26 protein-coding genes are annotated in these 23,243 nt (G+C 62.5%); 14 read left to right on the forward strand and 12 right to left on the reverse strand.

Going from position 1 to position 23,243, the window contains the following annotated elements; all coding sequences use genetic code 11:
* Position 1: 1 nt before the first annotated feature.
* Genes leuS through holA form a run of 3 tightly spaced genes read left to right on the forward strand, consistent with a single transcriptional unit; the run spans position 2 to position 4,028 of the window.
* Complete coding sequence (gene leuS / locus ABD704_RS08935) at positions 2-2,521, forward strand: leucine--tRNA ligase (RefSeq protein WP_344699335.1); 2,520 nt, start codon at positions 2-4, stop codon at positions 2,519-2,521.
* Positions 2,518-3,015, forward strand: coding sequence for an LPS assembly lipoprotein LptE (gene lptE, locus ABD704_RS08940; RefSeq protein WP_344699336.1), 498 nt, complete (start codon positions 2,518-2,520; stop codon positions 3,013-3,015). Before leuS ends, lptE begins: the two co-directional genes overlap by 4 nt.
* Complete coding sequence (gene holA / locus ABD704_RS08945) at positions 3,012-4,028, forward strand: DNA polymerase III subunit delta (RefSeq protein ID WP_344699337.1); 1,017 nt, start codon at positions 3,012-3,014, stop codon at positions 4,026-4,028. Before lptE ends, holA begins: the two co-directional genes overlap by 4 nt.
* A 2-nt stretch (positions 4,029-4,030) precedes the next feature.
* Here holA and ABD704_RS08950 read toward each other — a convergent pair whose 3' ends face one another.
* From ABD704_RS08950 to hemE, 10 genes are all read right to left on the reverse strand, one after another.
* Positions 4,031-4,888 carry a ParB/RepB/Spo0J family partition protein gene (locus ABD704_RS08950; protein ID WP_344699338.1) on the reverse strand — a complete coding sequence of 286 codons (858 nt, stop codon included), beginning with the start codon at positions 4,886-4,888 and terminating at the stop codon, positions 4,031-4,033.
* A gap of 29 nt (positions 4,889-4,917) precedes the next feature.
* Positions 4,918-5,697 carry a ParA family protein gene (locus ABD704_RS08955; protein WP_344699339.1) on the reverse strand — a complete coding sequence of 260 codons (780 nt, stop codon included), beginning with the start codon at positions 5,695-5,697 and terminating at the stop codon, positions 4,918-4,920.
* Positions 5,694-6,305 carry a 16S rRNA (guanine(527)-N(7))-methyltransferase RsmG gene (gene rsmG / locus ABD704_RS08960; protein WP_344699340.1) on the reverse strand — a complete coding sequence of 204 codons (612 nt, stop codon included), beginning with the start codon at positions 6,303-6,305 and terminating at the stop codon, positions 5,694-5,696. Before rsmG ends, ABD704_RS08955 begins: the two co-directional genes overlap by 4 nt.
* Positions 6,302-7,978, reverse strand: coding sequence for a tRNA uridine-5-carboxymethylaminomethyl(34) synthesis enzyme MnmG (gene mnmG / locus ABD704_RS08965; protein ID WP_344699341.1), 1,677 nt, complete (start codon positions 7,976-7,978; stop codon positions 6,302-6,304). Before mnmG ends, rsmG begins: the two co-directional genes overlap by 4 nt.
* Before the next feature lie 38 nt (positions 7,979-8,016).
* Positions 8,017-9,294, reverse strand: a complete 1,278-nt coding sequence (gene mnmE / locus ABD704_RS08970) for a tRNA uridine-5-carboxymethylaminomethyl(34) synthesis GTPase MnmE (RefSeq protein WP_344699342.1) — start codon at positions 9,292-9,294, stop codon at positions 8,017-8,019.
* 3 nt (positions 9,295-9,297) lie between these two features.
* Positions 9,298-9,942, reverse strand: a complete 645-nt coding sequence (locus tag ABD704_RS08975) for a YjbE family putative metal transport protein (protein WP_344699343.1) — start codon at positions 9,940-9,942, stop codon at positions 9,298-9,300.
* A gap of 8 nt (positions 9,943-9,950) precedes the next feature.
* Positions 9,951-10,622 carry a YjbE family putative metal transport protein gene (locus ABD704_RS08980; RefSeq protein WP_344699344.1) on the reverse strand — a complete coding sequence of 224 codons (672 nt, stop codon included), beginning with the start codon at positions 10,620-10,622 and terminating at the stop codon, positions 9,951-9,953.
* A 12-nt stretch (positions 10,623-10,634) separates the two neighbouring features.
* Positions 10,635-11,891, reverse strand: a complete 1,257-nt coding sequence (rho, locus tag ABD704_RS08985; RefSeq protein ID WP_344699345.1) for a transcription termination factor Rho — start codon at positions 11,889-11,891, stop codon at positions 10,635-10,637.
* Positions 11,892-12,073: 182 nt separating this feature from the next.
* Positions 12,074-12,526, reverse strand: a complete 453-nt coding sequence (locus ABD704_RS08990) for a CopD family protein (RefSeq protein ID WP_344699346.1) — start codon at positions 12,524-12,526, stop codon at positions 12,074-12,076.
* The gene (gene hemE, locus ABD704_RS08995) at positions 12,523-13,536 is read right to left on the reverse strand and encodes a uroporphyrinogen decarboxylase (protein WP_344700522.1); all 1,014 of its coding nucleotides are present in this window, start codon (positions 13,534-13,536) and stop codon (positions 12,523-12,525) included. The genes ABD704_RS08990 and hemE overlap by 4 nt, the downstream gene beginning before the upstream one ends.
* A gap of 341 nt (positions 13,537-13,877) precedes the next feature.
* On the opposite strand from hemE, the gene ABD704_RS09000 reads away from it, so the two are divergent.
* From ABD704_RS09000 to ABD704_RS09035, 8 genes are all read left to right on the forward strand, one after another.
* Positions 13,878-14,459, forward strand: a complete 582-nt coding sequence (locus ABD704_RS09000) for a Maf family protein (RefSeq protein WP_344699347.1) — start codon at positions 13,878-13,880, stop codon at positions 14,457-14,459.
* Positions 14,456-15,049, forward strand: coding sequence for a dephospho-CoA kinase (gene coaE / locus ABD704_RS09005; RefSeq protein ID WP_344699348.1), 594 nt, complete (start codon positions 14,456-14,458; stop codon positions 15,047-15,049). Before ABD704_RS09000 ends, coaE begins: the two co-directional genes overlap by 4 nt.
* 8 nt (positions 15,050-15,057) lie before the next feature.
* Complete coding sequence (gene dnaQ, locus ABD704_RS09010; protein WP_344699349.1) at positions 15,058-15,756, forward strand: DNA polymerase III subunit epsilon; 699 nt, start codon at positions 15,058-15,060, stop codon at positions 15,754-15,756.
* A 67-nt stretch (positions 15,757-15,823) separates the two neighbouring features.
* The gene (gene hpf, locus ABD704_RS09015) at positions 15,824-16,390 is read left to right on the forward strand and encodes a ribosome hibernation-promoting factor, HPF/YfiA family (RefSeq protein WP_344699350.1); all 567 of its coding nucleotides are present in this window, start codon (positions 15,824-15,826) and stop codon (positions 16,388-16,390) included.
* 59 nt (positions 16,391-16,449) lie between these two features.
* Entirely contained in the window at positions 16,450-16,914 is a 465-nt protein-coding gene (locus ABD704_RS09020; RefSeq protein ID WP_344699351.1) for a PTS sugar transporter subunit IIA, read from the forward strand.
* Complete coding sequence (locus ABD704_RS09025; RefSeq protein ID WP_344700523.1) at positions 16,911-17,252, forward strand: DUF1491 family protein; 342 nt, start codon at positions 16,911-16,913, stop codon at positions 17,250-17,252. The genes ABD704_RS09020 and ABD704_RS09025 overlap by 4 nt, the downstream gene beginning before the upstream one ends.
* Before the next feature lie 275 nt (positions 17,253-17,527).
* Complete coding sequence (locus tag ABD704_RS09030) at positions 17,528-18,118, forward strand: cell wall hydrolase (protein ID WP_344699352.1); 591 nt, start codon at positions 17,528-17,530, stop codon at positions 18,116-18,118.
* Positions 18,119-18,206: 88 nt separating this feature from the next.
* Positions 18,207-18,692: an MmcB family DNA repair protein gene (locus ABD704_RS09035; RefSeq protein ID WP_344699353.1), complete on the forward strand. Its 486-nt coding sequence runs from the start codon at positions 18,207-18,209 to the stop codon at positions 18,690-18,692.
* Here the strand turns inward: ABD704_RS09035 and ABD704_RS09040 are convergent, their stop codons facing one another.
* Positions 18,693-19,283, reverse strand: a complete 591-nt coding sequence (locus ABD704_RS09040) for an ankyrin repeat domain-containing protein (RefSeq protein ID WP_344699354.1) — start codon at positions 19,281-19,283, stop codon at positions 18,693-18,695.
* Positions 19,284-19,346: 63 nt separating this feature from the next.
* On the opposite strand from ABD704_RS09040, the gene ABD704_RS09045 reads away from it, so the two are divergent.
* A complete protein-coding gene (locus tag ABD704_RS09045; protein ID WP_344699355.1) occupies positions 19,347-19,784 on the forward strand; it encodes a YcgN family cysteine cluster protein in 438 nt (145 codons plus the stop codon).
* The gene (locus ABD704_RS09050) at positions 19,762-20,481 is read left to right on the forward strand and encodes a M48 family metallopeptidase (protein ID WP_344699356.1); all 720 of its coding nucleotides are present in this window, start codon (positions 19,762-19,764) and stop codon (positions 20,479-20,481) included. The genes ABD704_RS09045 and ABD704_RS09050 overlap by 23 nt, the downstream gene beginning before the upstream one ends.
* Here the strand turns inward: ABD704_RS09050 and ABD704_RS09055 are convergent.
* The gene (locus tag ABD704_RS09055; RefSeq protein WP_344699357.1) at positions 20,434-22,548 is read right to left on the reverse strand and encodes a transglycosylase domain-containing protein; all 2,115 of its coding nucleotides are present in this window, start codon (positions 22,546-22,548) and stop codon (positions 20,434-20,436) included. The two genes, ABD704_RS09050 and ABD704_RS09055, sit on opposite strands and share 48 nt — an antisense overlap.
* 119 nt (positions 22,549-22,667) lie before the next feature.
* On the opposite strand from ABD704_RS09055, the gene ABD704_RS09060 reads away from it, so the two are divergent.
* Positions 22,668-23,189, forward strand: a complete 522-nt coding sequence (locus ABD704_RS09060) for a DUF4402 domain-containing protein (protein ID WP_344699358.1) — start codon at positions 22,668-22,670, stop codon at positions 23,187-23,189.
* Positions 23,190-23,243 lie beyond the last annotated feature (54 nt).

The following is a 23,243-nucleotide window of genomic DNA, read 5'->3' on the forward strand; positions in this document are numbered from 1 at the left end:
CATGAGCAGCCGCTTCAACCCGGCTGAGGCCGACCGCCGCTGGCAGGCGCGCTGGGAGAGAAGCCGCAGCTTCGCGGCCGACAGCGCCAGCGACAAGCCGAAGACCTACGTGCTCGAAATGTTCCCCTACCCGTCGGGGCGCATACACATGGGTCATGTCCGAAATTACACGATGGGCGATGTCCTTGCCCGTTACCGCCGGATGCAGGGGCATGAAGTTCTCCACCCGATGGGATGGGACGCCTTCGGCATGCCGGCCGAGAATGCGGCGATGGAGCGCAAAGTACACCCGGGCGAATGGACCTGGGCAAATATCGCGACGATGCGCGACCAGCTGAAGCGTCTGGGTTTCGCGCTCGACTGGGATCGTGAGCTCGCGACCTGCGACCCGTCATATTACGGGCATGAACAGGCGCTTTTCCTCGACCTGTTTGCTGCCGGCCTCGTCTATCGCAAGGAAAGCGAGGTCAATTGGGACCCGGTCGACATGACCGTTCTCGCCAACGAGCAAGTCATCGACGGCAAGGGCTGGCGCTCGGGCGCGCAGGTTGAGCGGCGCAAGCTTGCCCAGTGGTTCCTGAAGATCACCGACTTTGCGGACGCCCTGCTCGAAGGTCTGAAGACGCTCGACCAATGGCCCGACAAAGTGCGGCTGATGCAGGAGAACTGGATCGGCAAGAGCCGCGGCCTGCAATTCCGTTTCCGCCTGGCCGAGCCCGCGAACGGGATCGACAGCGTCGAAGTGTTCACGACGCGGCCAGACACTATCTTCGGCGCCAGCTTCGTCGCGGTCGCGGCCGATCATCCGATCGCGCAGGCCGCGGCTGTCCTCGATCCGCGTGCGGCTGCGTTCATCGCAGAATGCAAGGCCGGCGGAACGAGCGCGGCAGAGGTTGAGACCGCGGAGAAAAAGGGATTTAGGACGACGATCGAGGTCGTTCACCCGCTTGATTCGGGTTGGCGCCTTCCCGTTTACATCGCGAGCTTCGTCCTGATGGACTACGGCACCGGCGCGATATTCGGCGTTCCGGGCCACGACCAACGCGATTTTGAATTTGCGAAGCAGTATCAGCTTCCAATCAAGCGGGTCGTAGCTGAGAGCGTTCCGCTGGCATCTGAGCCGATCGGGTCTGAGGCCGAAAGTGCCTATGGCGTCGCCGTCAACTCGCTTTTCCTGGACGGCTTGAGCAGCGAGCAGGCTGCGGCTGAGATCATCAAGCGGGCTGAAGCCGCGGGTTGGGGTAGCGGAACCGTCCAATATCGCCTGCGCGACTGGGGCGTGTCGCGCCAGCGATATTGGGGCACGCCGATCCCGATCATTCATTGCTCGGCTTGCGGCGCCGTTCCCGTGCCTCGTGAGCAGTTGCCAGTTGTCCTTCCGGACGACATTGAATTCGACAAGCCGGGTAACCCCCTCGATCGTCATCCAACCTGGAAGCATGTCCACTGCCCAGGCTGCGGGGGAGAGGCGACGCGCGAGACCGACACGCTCGACACCTTCGTGGATTCGAGCTGGTATTTCATCCGCTTCGCCAGCCAGCCCAGCGACAGACCATTCGACCGTGCCGAGGCTGAAAAATGGCTTCCGGTCGCGCAATACATCGGCGGCGTGGAGCACGCGATCCTGCACCTGCTATACGCCCGCTTCTGGACCCGCGCGCTCGAGCACCTCGGCCAGATCTCCATGTCGGAGCCCTTCAACGGGCTCTTCACCCAAGGCATGGTCACGCACGAGACTTATCGCGCCGGCGATGGCAGCTGGTTGAGTCCCGACGAGGTCCGCAAGGATGGCGACGACTGGGTGCACATCGAGAGCGGTCATCCCGTTACGCCCGGCCGCGTCGAAAAAATGTCGAAATCCAAGCGCAACACCGTCGACCCGGAGCCGATCCTGGCCAAGTATGGCGCCGATGCAGTGCGTTGGTTCATGCTTTCCGACAGCCCGCCTGAGCGCGACCTCGAATGGTCCGAAGGCGGCATCGAGGGGGCGTCGCGCTTCGTCCAGCGCGTCTGGCGATTGGTCACTGCCGACCAAACTGGAGACGGCGAAGACGATACGCTGAAGCGCAAGCTGCATCGGACGATTGCCGCCGTCGGCGAAGCGATCGATGGTCTCCAGTTCAACAAGGCCGTCGCGCAACTCTATGAGCTTGTCAGCGCCGTCGAAAAGGCAAAGCCAAGCGCGACACGCGCCGACGCCATCCGGGCGCTCGTCCTGCTCGTGGCGCCGATGGCGCCCCACCTTGCTGAAGAAGCCTGGGCTGCGCTCGGCGCGGAGGACCTGATTGCCGATGCCGCATGGCCTGCGTTCGATCGATCATTGCTCATCGATGACCAGGTCACGCTCGCCGTTCAGGTCAACGGCAAGCTCCGCGATACGTTATCGGCGCCGCGCGGCCTCGATCGGGCTGCCGCCGAGGCGCTCGCTCTCGCGTCCGACAAGGTTCAACGCCTTCTTGACGGCGCGCCACCGCGCAAAGTCATTGTCGTGCCTGACCGGCTGGTGAATATCGTCGCATGATTCGGCGCGCTGCTCTTCTGCTGGTTTTCGCCGCCCTTTCTGGATGTGGCTTGCAGCCGCTCTACAGTGGAGGTTCGGGGAGCTCAGTCGCTGCAACACTTCGTTCGGTTCAGGTAGGGCCGATCGCCGGGCAGTCGGGGTGGCTGGTTCGGACAAAGCTGATCGATCGCCTCGGGATGGCGGGTGCAAGAACGCCGCAGTACCGGCTGGATGTGACGTTGGATGACAATATTACGGCGTTCGGTCTACGCAGCGACCAGGCCGCGACGCAGGAGCGGCGCACGCTTCGTGCGCGCTACCAGCTCGTCAGGCTCGATAAAGGCGAGGTCGTGCTCGACGCCACCGCGGGGTCTGACGCCGGCATCGACATCGTCAGCTCCGAATATGCCACGGTTGCGGCTGAGCAGACGGCGCTCGAAAACATTGCCGATGAGGTTGCGGACCAGATCGTCGCGCGCCTGGCGGTATACGCGTCGCGCACCGGGGCGAAGTGAAGCTAACCAAGCAGTCGGTCGGCCGCGCGGTCGATCAGCCCAATCCGGACACTCGTTTCTACCTTTTGCACGGGCCCGACGACGCGCAGTCGCGTGCACTTGGCCAGCGGCTTCTTTTCTCACTGGGCGCGACCAAGTTCGTGATTGCAGCCGGGGCTGTGAAATCCGATCCGGCGGCGCTGAGCGACGAGGCAGGCGCGATGAACTTGTTTGGCGGCAAACGGCTTGTCTGGATCGAGCCTGCCGGGGACGATATTGCCTCCGGCGTCGAGGCGCTTCTATCGGGCGCCGCGCCGGAAAGCCCGGTGCTGGCAATCGCCGGCGCTCTTCGCAAGACTTCCGCGCTGCTGAAGCTTGCCGAGGCGTCACCCGCCGCTGCCGCGTTTGCAGCTTACGTGCCCGAAGGCCAGGACGCCGAACGAATGGTGGTCGACGTCGGCCGGAGCGTTGGGCTGAAACTAAGCTCATCAGTCGCCGCACGGATCGCCGCAAGCTGCGGAAACGACCAGGCACTGGTTTCTCAGGAACTGCAGAAGTTGGCGCTCTACGTGGACGCCTCGCCGCACACGCCTAAGGAGCTTGAACACGAGGCAGTGGATGCCGTGGGCACCGATACGGCCGAAGGCGATGTACTCCGGTTGGCGGATCTCGCTCTCAGCGGCGACATCGCAGGACTGTCGGAAGAGCTGGCGCGTCTTTCATCCGGCGGCACCGAAGCGATTCCAGTCGTCAGGTCATTGCAGCGACGTCTGCTGATGCTCGCGCCCGCAAGAGCGCGTGTCGAGCGCGGCGAAACGCCGGATGGGGTCATGACGTCAATGGGTAAGGCATTGTTCTGGAGAGACAAAGCCACTTTCCGGGCGATGCTGTCTTCTTGGGACGCCGACCGGTTGAGCCGCCTCGCCGAACGGACGGGGAAGCTAGAACGAGCTTTGATGCTCAGCGCGGCACCGCAACAAGAGGCGCTTGGCGAGGAATTGTTGGCGATCGCGAGAGAGGCGCGAAGGCGCTGACCCTAGATCGGCTCTCCGGAGAGCCTTTGGCAGACCATGTCGAGTTGGTCGAGGCTCGAATAATGAAGAGTCACGCTTCCGCCCTGCCCCTTGTGCAGGACCTGAACTTTCAAGCCCAGGATATCACCCAACTGCCGTTCCAAAGCAGCCAGATCCGCGTCGACGGGCTTCGCAGCACTTCGCGCGGCCCGACCGGAATCGTTGGACGACACAGGCTTGGCCTGTTTTGCGCGTTCTTCCGCCTGCCTGACAGACAGACCGCGGGAGACGATTTCCTTGGTAAGCGCTTCCGGGTCCGGGGCGGTTGCCACGGCCCGGGCATGCCCCATGCTGATATCGCCTTTCAAAAGCGATTGTTTCACCGCATCCGGCAGAACCAGCAAACGAAGAAGGTTCGCGACATGGCTGCGGGACTTGTGGACGATCTTCGCCACGCCTTCCTGCGTATGTCCATGGCGTTCGATCAGCTGGCGATAGCCCTCGGCCTCCTCGATAGCGTTGAGGTCTTCGCGCTGGATGTTTTCGATCAGAGCCAGTTCGGCAGTTGTCGCCTCGTCGCTCTCGCGAACCAGTGCCGGAATACTATGCAGACGCGCCTTCTGTGCCGCACGCCAGCGCCGCTCACCCGCAATGATCTCAAAACCGTCAACGAGCGGCCGCACCAGGATGGGCTGCAGCACTCCGCGCTCGGCAATGGAATCGGCGAGCTCTTCGATCGCTGCCTCTGTGAACTGCTGGCGGGGCTGACTTGGGTTAGGCTTGATCCGCGCGATCTCGATCTCACAAACGCCGTCGCGTACTTGCATGGCCGGCTCGCCCGCTTTGCGCGGCGCATCACCGAGCAGGGCCGACAGCCCCATTCCCAGCCCTTTGCCTGGTCGATCGCTGCTCAAGCTGCCTCCGCCACACGCGGCAGACGCGAAAGCAGCTCGCGCGCCAGACGAACATAGGCTTCGGAGCCCGGGCATTTCAGGTCGTAGATCAAGGCCGGCAGTCCATGACTTGGCGCTTCCGAAAGGCGCACGTTACGGGGGACGATGGTGTCGAAGACGACACCGCCCAGACAGGCGCGCACATCTTCAGAAACAGCTTGAGAAAGATTGTTACGACGATCGAACATAGTGAGCGCGACGCCGAGGATCGATAGTTCAGGATTGAAGGCCGCGCGGATCCGCTCGACCGTCTGGAGAAGCTGACTCAGTCCTTCAAGCGCGAAGAACTCGCACTGCAAGGGCACCAGCACATGGCGCGCCGCGACCAGCGCGTTGACCGTAAGCAGGCCGAGTGACGGCGGGCAATCGATCAAGCAAATGTCCCACCGCGCTGAAGCCGCGTTCAGGGCCTTATCGAGCCGGTGCGCCCGATCCGGCATCGACACCATCTCGACCTCTGCGCCCGACAGGTCGACTGTCGCGGGAAGAACGTCGAGGCGCGGCACCCTCGTTGCGACTGCGGCGTCGACGACGGACGAACTGCCTATCAAAACGTCGTAGCTCGATCGCTCGCGTTGACTGTGCTTAATACCAAGCCCGGTAGAGGCATTCCCCTGCGGGTCGAGATCCACCAGGAGCACGCGCCAGCCGATTGCGGCCAACGCCGTCGCGAGATTGATGGCGGTCGTGGTCTTGCCCACGCCGCCCTTTTGATTGGCCACTGCGATACGATTCATCGCTTACCCGCCCTCACCTGAGTGCCGACGATGATTTTCGATTCAGCGTCGGTCACGCTCGGCTCCACACGGAAGTCACCCTGCCATGATCGTCGCGCCTCGGCCAGTTCCGATTGGGCCGTTCTGCCTTTCGGAAGAGCCCAAACCGTCTTTCTTGTGGACAGATGGTCGCACATGCTGAGGAAACGGGGGAGCGGCGCGACGGCCCGGCCGGTGATTATATCATACGATCCCGTGATTCGCTCGACCTTCGATGCCAGCACTCTCGCGTTAAGGCCGAGCCGTTCGACGCACGTCTGGAGGAATTCTACCCTCAACTTGCGGGGTTCGACCAGTTCGACTGGCCCCTCGACAATGCAAGCGAGGACAATTCCAGGAAGGCCCGCCCCTGATCCTACATCGAGCCAAGTGGCGCCGGAACTCGGCTCATAGCGAGCCAACTGGGCCGAATCGACAATATGGCGGCTCCATAAATCGTCCAGTGTTCCACGTGAAACAAGATTCTGGCGTCCGCTCTCGGATCGTAGCAAATGCTGGTAGTCCGCCAAACGCTCAAGCGTTTCACGTGAAACAGTACGGCCCGCCGCCGCCTCTATTGATGCTTTCATGCGGCTTGGCGGCGTATGGCGACGTACACTGCTGACAGCGCCGCCGGGGTTATTCCGGCAATGCGGCTCGCCTGGTCCAATGTCTCGGGAGCAGCTGCGGAGAGGCGCTCTACCATCTCGGTCGAAAGACCCGGAACATCGCCGAAGTGGAATGACGAAGGAATCCAGACATTAGAGTCGCGCTGCACAACTTCCCACTCGCGCTCCTGCCGCGCAACATAAGGCGTATAAAGGAGGTCAGCGGAGCCTTCCGGAGTATCTGCCCAACCAATCCCACCGCGCTGATCAAAGTGCCCCAAGATCTGCGCGGACCTCTCGTCGGACACGCAGGCCGTCGCCAGCGCCGCTTCGCCGAGCCTCGTGGTGGCGTTGTCAGCCCGCAGCGAAAGCCGGTGCTCCGCCCGGGCGGTCATCATTCGATAGGGCTCGCTCACGCCCTGAAGCGTCAAGTCGTCGATCATCACCCCAATATAGCTCGATCGTCGATCGAACCGCACTTCTTCTAGCGCAAGTGCATGAGCAGCCGCGTTGAGGCCGGCAACGAGGCCCTGCGCGGCTGCCTCTTCGTATCCGGTGGTGCCGTTAATCTGCCCAGCGAGGAATAGGCCGGTGATGTCAGCAACCCCGAGCGTCGCCTTCAGTCGGCGCGGATCAACGAACTCGTATTCCACTGCGTAGCCGGGCCGCGCGATTTTAACGCGCTCGAGTCCAGCAATGCTCCGCAGAAACTCGGCTTGCACGTCTTCCGGCAGCGAGGTGGAGATGCCGTTCGGATAAACCAGATGATCGTCAAGTCCCTCCGGCTCGAGGAAAATCTGGTGCGCGTCGCGATCGGCAAATCGTCTCACTTTGTCTTCGATGGACGGGCAGTAGCGAGGACCGCGTCCCTCAATAGAACCAGCGAACAGCGGGGATCGATTGAAGTTGGCCGCGATGATCTCATGCGTCCGTTCGTTGGTGCGCGTTTTCGCGCATCGGAGTTGTGGTTGTCCTATGCCATTCGCCATCGCGGACATCGTCCACGGGTCACGATCGCTAGGCTGCTCTTCTAGCCGCGACCAATCGATGGTCCGACCGTCGAGCCGCGGCGGCGTTCCGGTCTTAAGACGTCCTTGCCCTAGGCCAATTTCGCGGATCTGCCCGGCTAGGACATTCGAAGCCTGCTCGCCCCGCCGCCCGCCTTCCATCACTCGTTCACCAACAAACATCCTGGCGTCCAGGAAAGTGCCTGTAGCGATGACCGCAGAACGGCATTCGACTGTGCCATTTGACGACGATACGCCATTTACCGCACCGCTCTTCAAGAGCAGGCCGTGCGCCTCACCAGCCAAAACCTCGACACCGCTCGACGCGACGAGAGAAGCGACCGCGGCGCGATAGATCCGACGGTCAGCCTGCACGCGCGGACCCCACACTGCAGGACCTTTGCTTCGATTGAGCATTCGGCGATGAATCGCCGCACGGTCCGCGGCGCGAGCCATCAATCCGTCGAACACGTCGAGCTCGCGGACCAAATGGCCCTTGCCTACGCCGCCAATAGACGGGTTACAGGACATCTGCCCAAGGTTGCCGGGGTCGAAGGTCAACAACCCGACGCGGGCGCCGAGACGAGCCGCGGCCGTAGCCGCCTCGCAGCCGGCATGGCCCGCACCGATTACAACTACATCGAACACGAGGGGTCTCTTAGCGGACCAGTGTTTCACGTGAAACACTACTTGCCGAGGCAGAACCGCCCGAACAACGCGTCGAGCACATCCTCCACGCCGGCCCGCCCCGTAAGACGGTCAAATGCATTCCGTGCTGAACGCAAACTCTCCGCAAGCACGACCACATCCGGTGCACGAAGCGCCGCCGAAAGAGAGCCGACAGCTTCGCCCACCAGTTCGGCCTGACGCCGATTGAGAGAGAGCGCACCGTCGGCAGGCATCACTTCTTTCGAGCGCGCACGCACGGTCTCCAAGATGTCGGAAACGCCATAGCCCGTAATCGATGAAACACCGATCGAGCCCGCAGGCACCGTCTCGCGTCCAGGCAGATCTGCCTTCGCATGGACCTTGATCAAGCGAGGGTGTTGCGGGGCAAGTTCCGGCTCGCCAAGCCACACCAAGACGTCTGCTGCACCGACAAGCTTGCTCGCCCGTGCAATGCCAATCGCCTCGACCCGATCAGCTGTGTCGCGCAGGCCGGCGGTGTCGGTCAGCAGAATCGGGAGCCCGCCAAGCGCCAGCGGCACATCGATATGGTCGCGCGTTGTGCCGGGCACGTCGCTCACGATCGCACGCTCGGTACCCACTATCGCGTTGATTAGACTTGACTTCCCGGCGTTGACGGGTCCGGCAACGACCACGCGGACACCGTCTTTAAGCACCTCGGTTCGAGGGCGGCCGAGCCATTCATGCAGCTCGCCAAGCAGTTTTTCGCATCCGCGCAAGAGCCCGGGGTCGATACCCAGTTCATCATCCTCATCGTAATCGATGGCGCGTTCAGCCTCAGCTGAAAGCCCGAGTAGATGATGCTGCCAGTTGGCGACTTGCCTGGTCAGTCCACCTTCCGCGAGGGCAAGCGCCGCCTTCCGCTGCGCTTCGGTTTCGGCCTCAAGTAGGTCGGCGAGACCTTCGGCTTCCGTCAGATCGATGCGGCCGTTTTCGAAGGCCCGGCGTGTGAACTCGCCCGGCTGGGCTTCTCTCAGTCCACCGATCTGACCCAGCGCCGTCAGGATCGAATCCACAACTGCTCGCCCGCCATGGCACTGGATTTCCACAACGTCTTCAGCGGTCGCACTCGCCGGCGCGTCGAAGCGCAGGACGAGTGCGTCGTCGAGCACTTCTCCCGTCGCCGGATCAGTCAATTGCCGAAGCGCAACGTGACGTCCCTCGGGCAGCTCGCCGGCGAGCCTCCGCCCAGCGTCATGCGCCTTGGACCCACTGATTCGGATGACAGAAACGGCTGCCGGTGGGCGGCCACTCGACAACGCGTAAATGGTTTCCATCGGTCAGGTGAAAAAGGGCGCGATCACCGGCGCGACGTGGCTTGCGCCCTCCCAGATCATCTTCAAAGCTACCCACAGAATCACCAACAGGCCCGCCCAAGCGATCCAGCGGTACCGCTCGATGTAACGAGCGATGTAGTTGGCGGCGATCCCCATCATGATAACGGACAGCACGAGACCGAAGACGAGAATGTATGGGTGCTCGCGGGCCGCGCCGGCGACCGCCAGAACATTGTCGAGGCTCATGCTGACGTCGGCAAGCGCGACGCCCCAAGCTGCATTGGCGAAGCTCCTGGGCGCCTTCAGGCCCGAATGCTCGTCACCGACGACCTCTTCCGAACCCGGATTCTCGTTCGGGTCGCGAATTTCGCGATACATGCGCCATGCAACCCACAACAGCAGCAGGCCGCCAGCAAGGACTAAGCCCACGATCTGCAGGAGCTGTGAAACCACGAGCGCAAAGACGATCCGCAGCACAAGCGCCGCCAGCACGCCGATCATGATGACCTTGCGACGCTGATCGGCCGGAAGCCCGGCCGCAAGCGCACCGACGACGATCGCATTGTCGCCGGCCAGGACGATGTCGATAAAAAGGATTTCGATAAGCGCGGTGATCGCCGACGGCGTCAGGAAAGCGGCGATGTCCATGACGCAGCCTAACCGAGGCCGAGCAGGTCCCTCAACCCCAACACATGCTCACCGCCCACCCAGCCATCATAAATCATGTTGAGCGCTACCCACAGGATCACGACCAGGCCGACGTAATTGATCCAGTGATAGCGGTGGATCAGCCGCGCAACATAGTTGGCGGCGAAACCCATGAAGAGCACCGAGAAGGTCAAGCCAATGAACAGCAGCGCCGGCTCGTCCCTCGCAATCGAGGCGACTAGCAGGACATTGTCGAGGCTCATGCTGAGGTCGGCAATGGTGATCTGTATCGCCGCCTGGAGGAAAGTCTTGGTCCGCGCCGGGCCCTCAATCTCCGGGGTGTCGGGATCGTCGCAAACGACCTCCTTCGCCGGATGCAGCTCTCGCCACATATTGTAGGCAACCCACAACAGCAGCAGGCCACCGGCGAAGATAAGGCCCGTAATCTTCAGCAGCTGTGTGGCGATCAGCGCAAAGGCGATGAGGAAGAAGAGCGCCATCCCCACGCCGAGCAGAAGTACCTTGCGGCGGTCCTTGGGCGGAAGGCCGGACGCCAGCGACCCCATGATGACGACGTTGTCGCCCGCCATCGTGAGGTCGCCAATGATGATCTGACCAAGCTTGGCCATGCCCGACGCGGTGGCGACCGCGCCGAAATTCAAGCTCGGAAACGCAACCATGACAACGCTGCTTTACTGATTCATGGAAGCGAAGAAATCCTCGTTCGACTTGGCGTCTTTCATCTTGTCGAGGAGGAACTGCATCGCATCGACGGTGCCCATCTGCATCAGAATGCGGCGGAGCACCCACATCTTGGTGAGCGTGCCCTGTTCGACCAGCAGCTCTTCCTTGCGAGTGCCGGACTTGCCGACATCCAGGGACGGGAAGATACGCTTGTCAGCGACCTTGCGGTCGAGGACGATTTCGCTGTTACCGGTTCCTTTGAACTCTTCGAAGATGACTTCGTCCATCTTGGAACCGGTATCGATCAGCGCGGTGGCGATGATCGAAAGCGAGCCGCCCTCCTCGATGTTGCGCGCGGCGCCGAAAAAGCGCTTCGGGCGCTGTAACGCATTGGCGTCGACGCCGCCGGTCAACACCTTGCCCGAGCTCGGCACGACCGTGTTGTAGGCGCGGCCAAGGCGGGTGATGGAGTCCAGGAGGATGACGACGTCCTTCTTGTGCTCGACCAGGCGCTTGGCCTTTTCGATCACCATCTCGGCGACCTGGACGTGGCGCTGGGCGGGCTCGTCGAAGGTCGAGGAAATGACCTCGCCATTCACCGACCGCTGCATGTCGGTCACTTCTTCCGGGCGCTCGTCGATGAGCAGCACGATTAGTATGACTTCGGGATTATTGTCGGTGATCGCGCGGGCGATGTTCTGCAGCAGCACGGTCTTACCGGTCCGCGGCGGGGCGACGATCAGGGCGCGCTGTCCCTTACCGAGCGGCGAGACGATATCGATCACGCGTGCCGACTTGTCTTTGATGGTCGGGTCGAGTGTGTCGAGCTTCAGCTTCTCGTCGGGGTAGAGCGGCGTCAGATTGTCAAAATTGACGCGGTGACGGACCTGCTCCGGATCATCGAAATTGATGGTGGTGACGCGGGTCAGCGCAAAATAGCGCTCGCCCTCCTTGGGCCCGCGGATTTCGCCTTCGACGGTGTCGCCCGTGCGGAGACCAAAGCGCCTGACGATCGACGGGGCCACATAAATGTCGTCCGGGCCCGCCAGATAATTTGCCTCGGGCGACCGCAGGAAGCCGAAGCCGTCGTTGAGCACTTCGATCGTGCCCGCACCCATGATCTCGGTGCCGTTTTCGGCCTGGATCTTGAGAATGGAGAACATGAGGTCCTGCTTGCGCATCGTCGACGCGCCTTCGACCCCCATCTCCTCTGCCATTGCGACGAGCTCGGCGGGTGTTTTCTTTTTCAAATCTTTTAGATGCATAAGGTGTTCTTTTCTTGGGGAATTCTGGCGTTCGGAAACGAAAGCGCGTGCGGCAGGACGCCGCATGTTGGGAGGACGGATCGCCGGTGGAGATTGAACTGACCGGAAGGCCGCCGGGAATCGAGGTATGGGTGAGTGTGCCGGGTGTCAATCGGCCTCACGCCACAACAGCGGTGAATCGTTCAGAAAGGGCGGACGATCACTAAGACGACGATGATGGCCGCGGCGATTCCGGGCACCTCGTTCAGCATGCGAACGGTCTTGCCTGAAAGCGGGCGGTGTCCGTTGGCCAGCTTCTTACCATATGATGCAAGCCAGCCCTGATAGCCGCTGAGCGCAATCACCAGAGCCAGCTTGGCGTGAAACCAGCCCTGGCTCCAGGCGTCGATGTTGAAGGCCAGCATGAGGCCCAGGATCCACACCAGGATCATGGCCGGCGTCAGGATGATCGAGCGGACTCGCGCCTCGCGCTCGATCCACGCGCGGTCCTCGGGCGAACCTAGCGCCGTTTCCTGATGGTAGACGTATAGGCGCGGAAGCAGGAACAAGCCTGCCATCCAGAAAATGACGAAGGTGACGTGTGCCGCCTTCACCCATGGATAAGCCGGGCCGAGAAAACCGGTCAGGTCTGTCAAGCTTCCCCCTTCACCTGCGCGAGCATGCTCTGCACGTTGGCGATCGGCGTGTCCTGAAGGATGCCGTGCCCAAGATTGAAGATGTGAGGACGACCAGCGAACGCGTCAAGGATTCGCGAGACGGCGTTCTTCAAGGCTTCGCCGCCGGCGATCAATGACAAGGGATCGAGATTGCCCTGCACGGGCAGGTCCGCCGGAAGCTCGTTCGCTGCCCAGTGGGGGTCGACCGTCTCATCGAGGCCCAGCGCGGTGACACCGGTTTCGCGCGCATAAGCCGCAAGCTTGCCGCCGGCGCCCTTGGGGAAGCCGATGACGGGAACGTCCGGGTAACGCTCGCGCAAGCTCGCCACGATCCGCGATGTGGGCGCCACCACCCATTGCTCGAACTGTGCCGGCGAGAGGCTCCCGGCCCAGCTGTCAAAAAGCTGCACTGCATCGGCGCCCGCGTCGATCTGGCGCGACAGATATTCGATCGTGACCTCTTCGATCCGCCCGATGATCGCACTGAAGGCTCCAGGATCGGCGTAGGCGAACCGCCGCGTCTCCGCCTGCTCCCGACTGCCCTGCCCGGCGACCATGTACGTAGCGACCGTCCATGGGCTTCCAGCGAAGCCGATGAGGGTCTTGGACGGGTCGAGCCGAGCCTTCACTTTTGCCACGGTCTCGTAGATCGGATCTAGACGTCCAGCGTGGGGCGTGAGGTCCTGAAGCTTCGACGCAAGCATCGTCGGCGTCAGCCGCGGCCCCTCGCCGGCGACGAAGGTGAGGTTTTGGCCAATGGCGAACGGGACAATCAGGATGTCGGAAAAGAGAATCGCGGCATCGAGCGCGGCGAAGCGCTGCAAAGGCTGAAGGGTGATATTGGCGGCCGCATCGCTATCGTAGACCAGGTCGAGGAAGCCGCCCTTCTCCGCCCGCAGCTCACGGTACTCAGGAAGGTAACGTCCCGCCTGTCGCATCATCCACACCGGCGTTGGGTCGCGACGTTCACCGCGAAGCACGGCGAGCATGGGCTTGCTCACCTGGCCAAGTGCCGGTTCGCCAGGCTTCGGAGCCACCCTCTTCTCTCCCTATAGTATTATTTAAAGAATATTGATGTTGTAATTGGGACCAGGAAGGCGGGGTTTAGGCGGCGCTCCCGATTTTGCCAACATGACCTTCGCTGCGCCGCCCCTCACGGCGTGCGCGAGTCGAGTCTTAATCCTCCCATGATTCACAGCCTGGGGATTGATTCAGTCCCCGTGGATGAATCCTCGAAACAACCGCAGTGAAGCGCGGATGAATTTCCGCGCGGGCCTGTCCCCTGCCTCGCCCTTGCGTTTCGCTGGAGCTTTTCCACAAGGTTGTTCGCGTGACACTAATTCTTGCTTCGTCGAGCGCGATCCGGCGCCAAATGCTCGACGCTGCGGGCGTGGGGTACCAGGCGATTCCGTCGAACGTCGATGAAGCTCATGCGAAAGCCCGGCTGACGGCGCCCGAAGAGATCGCCCTGGCGCTTGCGCGGGCGAAGGCAATCGACGTCAGCAATGGGCACTCTGCCGCGACAGTCATCGGCAGCGACAGCGTCGCCAGCGTCGAAGGTCGCCTGTTCGACAAGCCCAAGGACCGCAATCAGGCGGTTGAACACCTCCGTTTCTTTTCGGGCAAGGCAATGACCTTGACCAGCGCTGTCGCAATCGCGCGCAAGTCGGTGGTGGAGTGGGGCCACGTGGAAGTTGCGCGACTGCAGGTGCGGGCGCTGTCGGAACCCTTCATTCAAACCTATCTCGACGCTGAATGGCCCGAGGTCGGCTATTGTGTGGGCGTGTTTCGAATGGAGGGCCGCGGCGTGCAGCTGTTCGATCGCATCGACGGAGAATATTTTACGATCCTCGGCATGCCACTCCTCCCGCTGCTCGGCGCACTGCGGGAGCGAGGATTGCTCCCTTCATGATCAAGCTCGCCCTCACCGGTTCGATCGGCATGGGCAAGTCGACCGTCGCCGCAATGTTCGAACGAGCCGGCGTACCGGTGTTCGATGCGGATGCTGTCGTGCGCAGCCTCCAGGGCCCGGGCGGTGCGCTGGTCGAGCGCATTGGCGAGCGCTTTCCGGGCACCGTGAAAGGCGGCGTGCTCGATCGGGAGAGGCTTTCCCGCGTCGTCCTCGAGGACCCGCCAGAACTCGCCGCGCTGGAGGCGATCGTTCATCCCGCCGTCCAGGATGCGCGCCAGGCGTTCCTCGATAAGCATCGAGACGCGCCGGCCCTTCTCTTTGACATTCCCTTACTGTTCGAGACCGGCGGCGAAGCGTCATTCGACAAGGTCATTGTCGTCTCGGCGCCTGCCGAAGCTCAGCGCGCCAGGGTGCTCTCACGGCCCGGGATGACCGCCGACAAATTCTCTTCGATTCTCGCACGGCAGATGACTGATGCGGAGAAGCGCAAACGCGCTGATTTCATCATCGACACGGGCGCCGACCTATCCACAACCGAGGCCCAGGTCCGCGACATAATTGCTTGTCTCTTACTCCGTGGGGGTAGATAGATTTCTGTGTGCGGGAAATTGTCTTCGATACGGAAACCACCGGGCTGAATCCTGCCGCCGGCGATCGAATGGTCGAGATCGGCTGCATCGAGATTTTCAATCGAGTCGAAACCGGCCGGCACTTCCACGCTTATTTCAATCCCGAGCGCGATATGCCGCCCGAGGCGGAGGCAGTGCACGGGCTATCGACAATTTTCCTGTCGGACAAACCGCGCTTCCTCGAGAAGGTCGAAGAGCTGCTCGAATTCATCGAGGATTCGCCGCTCGTCGCGCATAACGCTTCGTTCGACTTCGGCTTCCTCAACTTCGAGCTCGGTCGCTGCGGCAAGCCCGCCGTCTGCATTACCCGCATGCGCGACACGCTAGCGCTTGCACGCACCCGGCATCCCGGCGCGAAGCACAGCCTCGACGCGCTGTGCATGCGCTTCGGGATCGACCGCAGCCATCGGGTGAAGCACGGCGCTCTGCTCGACGCGCAGCTTCTCGCGCAGGTCTATGTCGAGCTCACTGGGGGCCGGCAGATCGGCCTTGGCCTTGTCGCCGATGCAGGCAGCATCACAGTCCAGGATTCGTCGCGTCCGGTCACCGTGCGTGAACCTCGTCCGCCCAGGCCCCATGCGGCAGCGGAAGAGGAACTTGCACGGCACCGAGCGTTTATCTCCCGCCTGGCCAACCCGCTTTGGGCACGCATCCCCGGAGTCCTGTAAGGGCTTTATTGACGGCAGGTCGGGGGCGGTCATAAGCGGCGCGCCGTCGATTGAGGAGCAAGGAAAAGTGGACGTTCGGGTCGCTGGACATCAGGTCGACACCGGCGAATCACTGCGGGAGCATGCTCAGCGCAGGGTCGCCGACATTACCCAAAAGTATTTTTCGAGGTCGGTAGGGGCCAACGTTACCTTCGGGCGTGGACCCAACAACGACTTCACCTGCGACATCGTCGCTCCCGTCGCGAACGGGGTTGTCCTCAAGGCGTCGCACAACGCGCGAGAGCCGGATCTCGCCTTCAACGGCGCTGCCGACCGCATCGAAAAGCAGCTCCGCCGCTACACCAACCGTCTCAAGGAGCATAAGGTCGACGAGTCGGCACAGGACGTGGTCGACAACGCGGCCTACACGATCCTTTCGCCAGCGCCGGAGGAAGCCCAGGCGGCCGACGCACCGGCAATCGTCGCCGAAACGCGAGTCGACATTCCCGAAGCGAGCGTGTCCGACGCCGTCATGCTGATGGACCTCAGGAATACGAGCGCGCTTCTGTTTAAGAATAGCGCAACGGGCGACTTCAACATGGTCTATCGCCGCGAGGATGGAAACATCGGCTGGGTTGAGCCGCGCAGCAACTGATATCATTTGCCCCGGGGCAGCCAGGGCGCGGGCTCTCGCGCCGAGTAACGGGTTCGAACATGCAGCTTGCCGATTTCCTTGATTTCGACGCGATCCGCACGGGTTTTCCCGGAGGAAACAAGCGCTCCTTGCTGCAGCAATTGGCGAACCTTGCCGCGCAGCGGCTCGGCGTAAACGCGGCTACGCTGCATGCGAGCCTCAATGAGCGTGAGCAACTGGGATCGACCGGTTTCGGTCAGGGAGTCGCCATCCCGCACGGCAAGATCGAAGGCTTGAGCCGCATCTACGGCCTGTTCGTCAGGCTCGCCGAACCTGTCGACTACAAAGCGATCGACGGGAGGCCGGTCGATCTCATTTTCCTGCTGCTCTCTCCTGTCGATGCTGGCGCCGAGCATTTGAAGGCGCTGGCGGCGATCAGCCGCGTCACGCGCAATGGCGCGACGCTCGAGAAGATGCGGGGCGCACGCAGCCGCGATGCGCTGGCCGCTGTGCTGATGGGCGCCGACGAGCGCGACGCAGCCTGAGCGAACGGCTCCCAGCGCATGTCGAAGCCGCCGGCATGCTTCGCCACGCCGAGGCGCTTGGCGGTTTCGGAGTGGTGCTACGCAAGGGCGACCCAGAGCGTGGCTCGATCCTGTTGGTGATCAGTAGCCGGGGGCGGCACGTCGCTTGCCTGGAGCGCGTGCTTTCTCTCGACGGAACTTACAGCTGGCGCGCTGTCGGACCGGGCGAATCCGCAAGTTCCATCGAAATTGCTGACTTCCTCGCCAAACGAGCACGTTTCGACGAGGATTCCTGGGTGCTGGAACTGGATATCCCGGACGCTGAACGGTTCATCGCTGAAACGACCGCCGCGGGTTGACCCTGCTAGCGAGCCGGGGGAAACCCTGAGCAACAACAGAGCGGGGGGCATTTTGCTCGGGTAAATCGAGCAGGGATGCCACGCGAGACGGGGAACAGCCACAGGGCGGAAGCGGCACTATTCGCTGAGTAATTCGCCTAGTTTTTTTGCTGGTTTTTCACCGCAGAATTAAGATTTTCATGTTGGCTTCGCTTCGATCAGCCTTGCTGATTTGTGCTGCGCTTACGGCAACTACGGTTGCTCCCGCGCGCGCTGGACCTTCCACTGAGCAGAACGTGTTCGTGGAGAGTGCCAATGCTACCATTCAAAAGGTAGCGATCCCTGATTTGCTCGATCCGCGTGACGAGCCCGTTTTGACCGATTCTCAGTCGCATCAGAACCAGGACAGCGATAACGCGCCGTCCGCCGCGACTGCTTCCACCGATAACGACGAGACGTCCGTAAAGGCGACCGGCGATCTTTCCACGATGGTGGCGCAGCTGCGCGACGCCGATGCCGGGAGCCACGAGCTCGAGTGCCTCGCGACCGGGATCTACTTCGAATCGAAGAGCGAGCCGCTTGCCGGTCAGCTTGCCGTGGGGAAAGTGATCGCCAACCGCGCGCAAAGCGGCGGCCGTTTCCCGTCGACCTATTGCGGAGTACTGTTCCAGCGTGGCCAGTTCTCCTTCGTGCACGGTGGACGGCTTCCGTCTGTCCCGCGCGCGAGCCGGCAATGGCAGACCGCGGTTGCGATGGCGAAGATCGTCGACCAGCGGCTCCAGCAATCGTCGGCCGGCAACGCGCTGTTCTTCCACGCTCGCTACGTGTCGCCGGGTTGGCGGCTCAAGCGCGTGGCTTCGATCGGAAACCACGTTTTCTACCGCTAAGGCGGATAAAAGTTTGGGGGCGAAACGGGCGGGGTAATTCCCGCCCGTTTTTCTTTGCTGCGTTCTCACGATGTTCTAATGACGACGAATGGCCACGCAGCCCGATTCTCTCTGCTTTACCGACGCGCCGCCGATCGCCGCCGAAGTTGCACGCGGTGTCACACGACTGTTCTGCCGTCAGGATCTCTTCGCCGTTTGCGAAGTGCCGCTGCCAAATGGCCGGCGCGCGGACCTGATGGCGATCGATGGAAAGGGCGGGTTGACCATCGTCGAGATCAAGGTTGCCAAGTCCGACCTGCTGGGCGACGGCAAATGGACCGATTATCTGGAATATTGCGACCGTTTCTTCTGGGCAGTTCCCCCGCACTTGGCACGGATTCTCGACGAGGAACGCTACCTCCCGCAGGCCGCCGGACTGATTGTCGCGGACCGCTATGACGCCGCCGTGGTCCGTGAGGCAGCGGACCGTCCCTTGGCGCCTGCGCGCCGAAAGGCGGAAGTGCTGCGTTTCGCCAGGAGAGCCGCGCGGCGTCTGTCCGCGCAGATCGATCCGTCGCTAGGCGACGCGAACTAGCTACTTTCCGGCTGGCTTTGGCTTTTTGGCCTGAATGAGTTGTTGGATGTCGCGCGCCCGTGGGTCACGTTGCGCGTAATCGCGGGCGGAATAGCCGGCGGCGGTGTCGGTGCGATCAGGGTCAGCTCCGGCATTGAGTAGCAGCTTTACGACCGGCGTCTGGCGCGCTTGCACGGCCACGATCAACGGCGTTTCACCCATGCGATTGGACGTGTCTGCCTTGGCGCCCATCGAGAGCAGCCACTCGACAGCTTGATCGAAACCGATGCGCGACGCGACGATCAGCGGGGTGTCCCCGCCCTTTCCCGCCAGGTTCGGATCCGCGCCCTTGTTGAGGAGGAAGCCCGTCCATTCTTCGTCGCGCCGCATGAGTGCCACGATCAGGGCGGTGTTGCCGTCATCGGCCTTGGAATCGACGATGCCCGGCGCGCTGCTGGTCAGAAGCTCCATCGCCTTGTCGCCATCGCTTTTGCGGACGGCCTCGACGAACTCGACGCCCTTGTATCCGCCGCCCGTCATCTGCGCGGCTGCAGGTGAGGCGAGGCCCAGTGCTGTTCCGACCGCGAGCTGCGCAAAGTTGAATGCTTTCACCGACTTATGCCCGCCCTCAATGCTTGACCGGAGACCGGTTAGCAGAGCAAGGCTGCTCTTGTCATGAACGACCGCACGCCATTCTGGGAATTGCCCCTGACCGCGCTCGACGGAGGCCAGTGGGAAGCGCTGTGCGATGGCTGCGGACGATGCTGCATCCACAAGCTCGAGGACGAGGACACAGGGCTTCTCTACCCTACCAATGTCGCGTGCAAGCTGCTCGACCGACGCGCCGGCCAATGCCGCGATTACAAGAACCGGAAGAAACTCGTGTCTGATTGCGTGAAGCTTGATCGCAAGAATCTTTCGAGCCTCGACTGGCTGCCGGATAGCTGCGCCTACAAATTGCGTGCGGCCGGCAAACCGCTGCCCGAATGGCACTATCTGATCTCGGGCAGCCGTGAGACAGTGCATGAAGCTGGGCAGTCGACACGCGGGTGGACCGTCAGCGAAGAGGATGCGGGGGAGCTTGAATTCCATGTGGTCGAGCGGCCGCTCTGAAGCCCTGACGCTCGATCCCGAGCTATCCGTCCCGATCGAAATCCGCCCCATACGAAACGCGCGGCGACTTCGCCTTCGCTTCGACGAGGCGAGCGGCACGCTGAAGTTGACCTGTCCGTGGCGCACCAGCCGTCGCTCGGCGCTCGCTTGGGCGCTCGACCAGCGCGACTGGATCGAGTCGCAGCTCGCGCGAGCCGGCGCGGCCGAGCCGTTTGCCGACGGTGCCGTGATTCCGGTTGAAGGCCGCGATGTCCGCATCATCTGGTCGACTGGAGCGCCGCGCACGCCGCAACTGCTTGGCGATGAACTTCGCGTCGGAGGCCCGATCGAGGGTTTGTCTGGCCGAGTCGAACGTCTCCTGAAGGCTCACGCGCTCAGGATCATGTCCGCCGAGGTTGCCGAATTTGCCGCCCTGGCTGACGTCATGGCGTCAAATGTCAGCGTCGGCGATCCGGCTTCACGGTGGGGAAGCTGTTCATCGCGCAAGACAATCCGCTTTAGCTGGCGACTGATTCTCGCGGCGCCGGCCGCGCGTCGGTACGTCGTCGCGCATGAGGTAGCGCACCTGCGGCATCTCAACCACGGGCCAGAGTTCAAAGCACTCGAAGCGCGGCTGTTCGGGACCGGCCTCAGTGAGGCGAAGTCAATCCTACGGCGAGACGGTCCGCGGCTCCGTCGCATCGGGCGGCGGGGATGAAGGGTCGCGATTAGGCTGCGGCGGCGGAGGCCGTTGCGGCTGCTGTTGCTGCTGCGGCGGGAACGCTTGATCAAGCTCCTGCTGAGTCGGATCGCCCGTTCCGTCGGGTCTGACCATCGGCTGCTGCTGGGGCACTCCCTGTGCGGGCGGATTCTCGAGCGGCATGCCATTCTCGTCCACCAGGGACGGGGACATAGCGTTCGCGTCGATCGCCGTGTCACCGTACATTTCTTCTTCGGGCGTTAGCTGCCAGTCGGGGATCGGCACCTGCGTATCGAACTGCTCGACCGGGCGATTGGCGACAGCAACCGTCATGAAATCGTGGAAGGCGCGGGCCGGTGCCGTGCCACCCTGAAGTCCGGCAATCGGCTTCGCGTCATCGCGGCCCATCCATACGCCGGTCGTCAGTCCGCTCGAGAAGCCGATAAACCAGCCGTCCTTGTTGGAGCTGGTGGTGCCAGTCTTTCCGGCGACAGGACGGCCAATCTGCGCCGCGCGCCCGGTACCACTCAGCACTGCCGACTGCAGAAGGTCGGTCATCTCTGCCGCGACCCAGGGCGCGACGAGCACGCGCTGCTCCATCTGGTCGTGCTGATAAAGTATGCGGCCGTCGGCGGTGACGACCTTGCGGATGGCGTAAGGCGTGATTGCAACGCCCTTGTTCTGCACCGATGCGAATGCGCGGGTCATGTCGATCAGCCGAACCTCGCTCGATCCCAGCACCATCGACGGATAGGTCGAGATCGGGGTCGTAATGCCGAATCGCCGCGCCATGTCGGCAATGGTCGTGAAGCCGACCTGCGCCCCGATCTTTGCGCTGATGGTGTTGATCGACCGCGAGAAAGCTTCGCGCAGGCTCACGGGGCCAAGGTTGGTGCGCGTCGAGTTGCGCGGCGTCCAGCCGTCGATCGTGATCGGCTCGTCGACGATCGTATCGGTCGGTTTCATTCCCGATTCGAGCGCGCTCAGGTAAACGAACAGCTTGAACGCCGATCCAGGCTGCCGCGTCGCCTGCGTCGCTCGGTTGTAGATTGAATCGACATAATCCTTGCCGCCGACCATCGCGCGAACCGCACCGTCGCGGTCCATCGACACAAGCGCGCCTTGCACACCGTTGGGTGCGTTGGCGCGGATCGACTTGTCGGCCACCGCCTGCATGCCGGGATCGAGCGTGGTCCACACGTCGATCGGGTCCTGGGTCTGGTCGATCAGCTGATCGAGCTGGGGCAGCGCCCAATCGGTAAAGTAGCGGACGCTGTTGTTGTTCGTCGTCTGCTGGATACGGATACTTGCGGGGTCGGCATTGGCCGCGGCGTCGGCGCTAATGAAGCCGTTCTTGACCATCGTCTGCAGCACGACGCCGGAACGCGAGCGTGCAGCCTGGACGTCGGCCGTCGGCGAATAATTGGACGGCGCCTTGACGAGGCCGGCGATGATCGCCGCCTCACCGAGGCTTAGGTGATCGGCGCCGTGGCCGAAGAATTTGCCGGAAGCCGCATCGATGCCGTAGGCGCCGCCGCCGAAATAGACCCGGTTGAGGTAAAGCTCGAGGATCTGGTCCTTACTGAACTTCCGCTCCAACGCGAGTGCCAGGATCGCTTCCTTGAACTTGCGGGTAAAGCTGCGGTTGTTGGTAAGGAAGATGTTGCGGGCGAGCTGCTGCGTGATCGTAGACGTCGCGCTGACCCGTTTGCCCCGCGTAACTGCGGAAACCAGGGCGCGGCCTATTCCGATCGGGTCGACGCCGATATGGCTTCGGAAACGGCGGTCCTCGGTCGAGATCATTGCGGCGCGCATCTCCGCAGGAATCTGGTCGTAGCGCAGCCAGTGGCCGAAGCTCGGCCCCAGCGCGACAAGCACCTGCCCGTTTGCCGCGCGGACGCGGATCATCTGGCCGAGATCGTTGCGCTTAGTGAGCTCGGAATAGCTTGGCAGGTTGGCGACAGCGACGGCAACCGCGACGATCAACGCGAGGACGGCGAGCACAGCAGCATAGACGATGCCCTGAAGGATCGTCTTGAATGTCGAGCGCCCCGAAGAGGCGGTGGCGGAGCGCGTGCGGGCCATTCGTCAGGTCCGGATAGAAAGCTCTGAGCGTTGCGACAATAGGCGAACGCCGTTCCTGCGCAGGACAAGGTTAGCTGCCGATTAACCGTGCTTTAGCGATGGCGCGCTAGATCGAGGCCATGAGTGGGATACGTATCTTGGCGACGATGCTTGCAGTGTGCGTGGCGCTCGGGGCTCCGACGCGCGTTACGGCACAGTGCCGGCTGTGCTCGACGCCAACCACCACGCGCGAGGAGGCGACTGCCAATGATGACATCCGCCTCGAGCTCGAAACCAATCTCAACTTCGACCGATTGATCATTTTCGGCGACGGCCAGGGCTCGGCAACGATCCGGCCGGACGGGTCCAGCACCGCGACGGGCTCGGTCTCCAGCGTCGGCCCGCGGGCGATGGTCGGTACCGTAGTCGTCCGGGGGCAACCCGGCCGCTTGCTACGCGTCGACTTGCCGCGCCGCATCGAACTCTTCTCCCTAAGCGGCGGGCGCATCAGCTTCGACGATGTGGCGAGCGATCTGCCGTCCGTGCCCCGTCTCGATTCGGCCGGGACGCTGACGTTTCGGTTCGGGGGCCGGATCACGATCACCGGCAATGGCGAAGGCCAGTATCGCGGCGATATGCCTATTACGGTCGACTACCTCTGACCATCTGATCCAGATCGGCTGATCCTTACGGCAATATTAACCAAAGCCTTGAGC

The sequence above is a fragment of the Sphingomonas limnosediminicola genome (assembly GCF_039537965.1).
GTDB lineage: Bacteria > Pseudomonadota > Alphaproteobacteria > Sphingomonadales > Sphingomonadaceae > Sphingomicrobium > Sphingomicrobium limnosediminicola.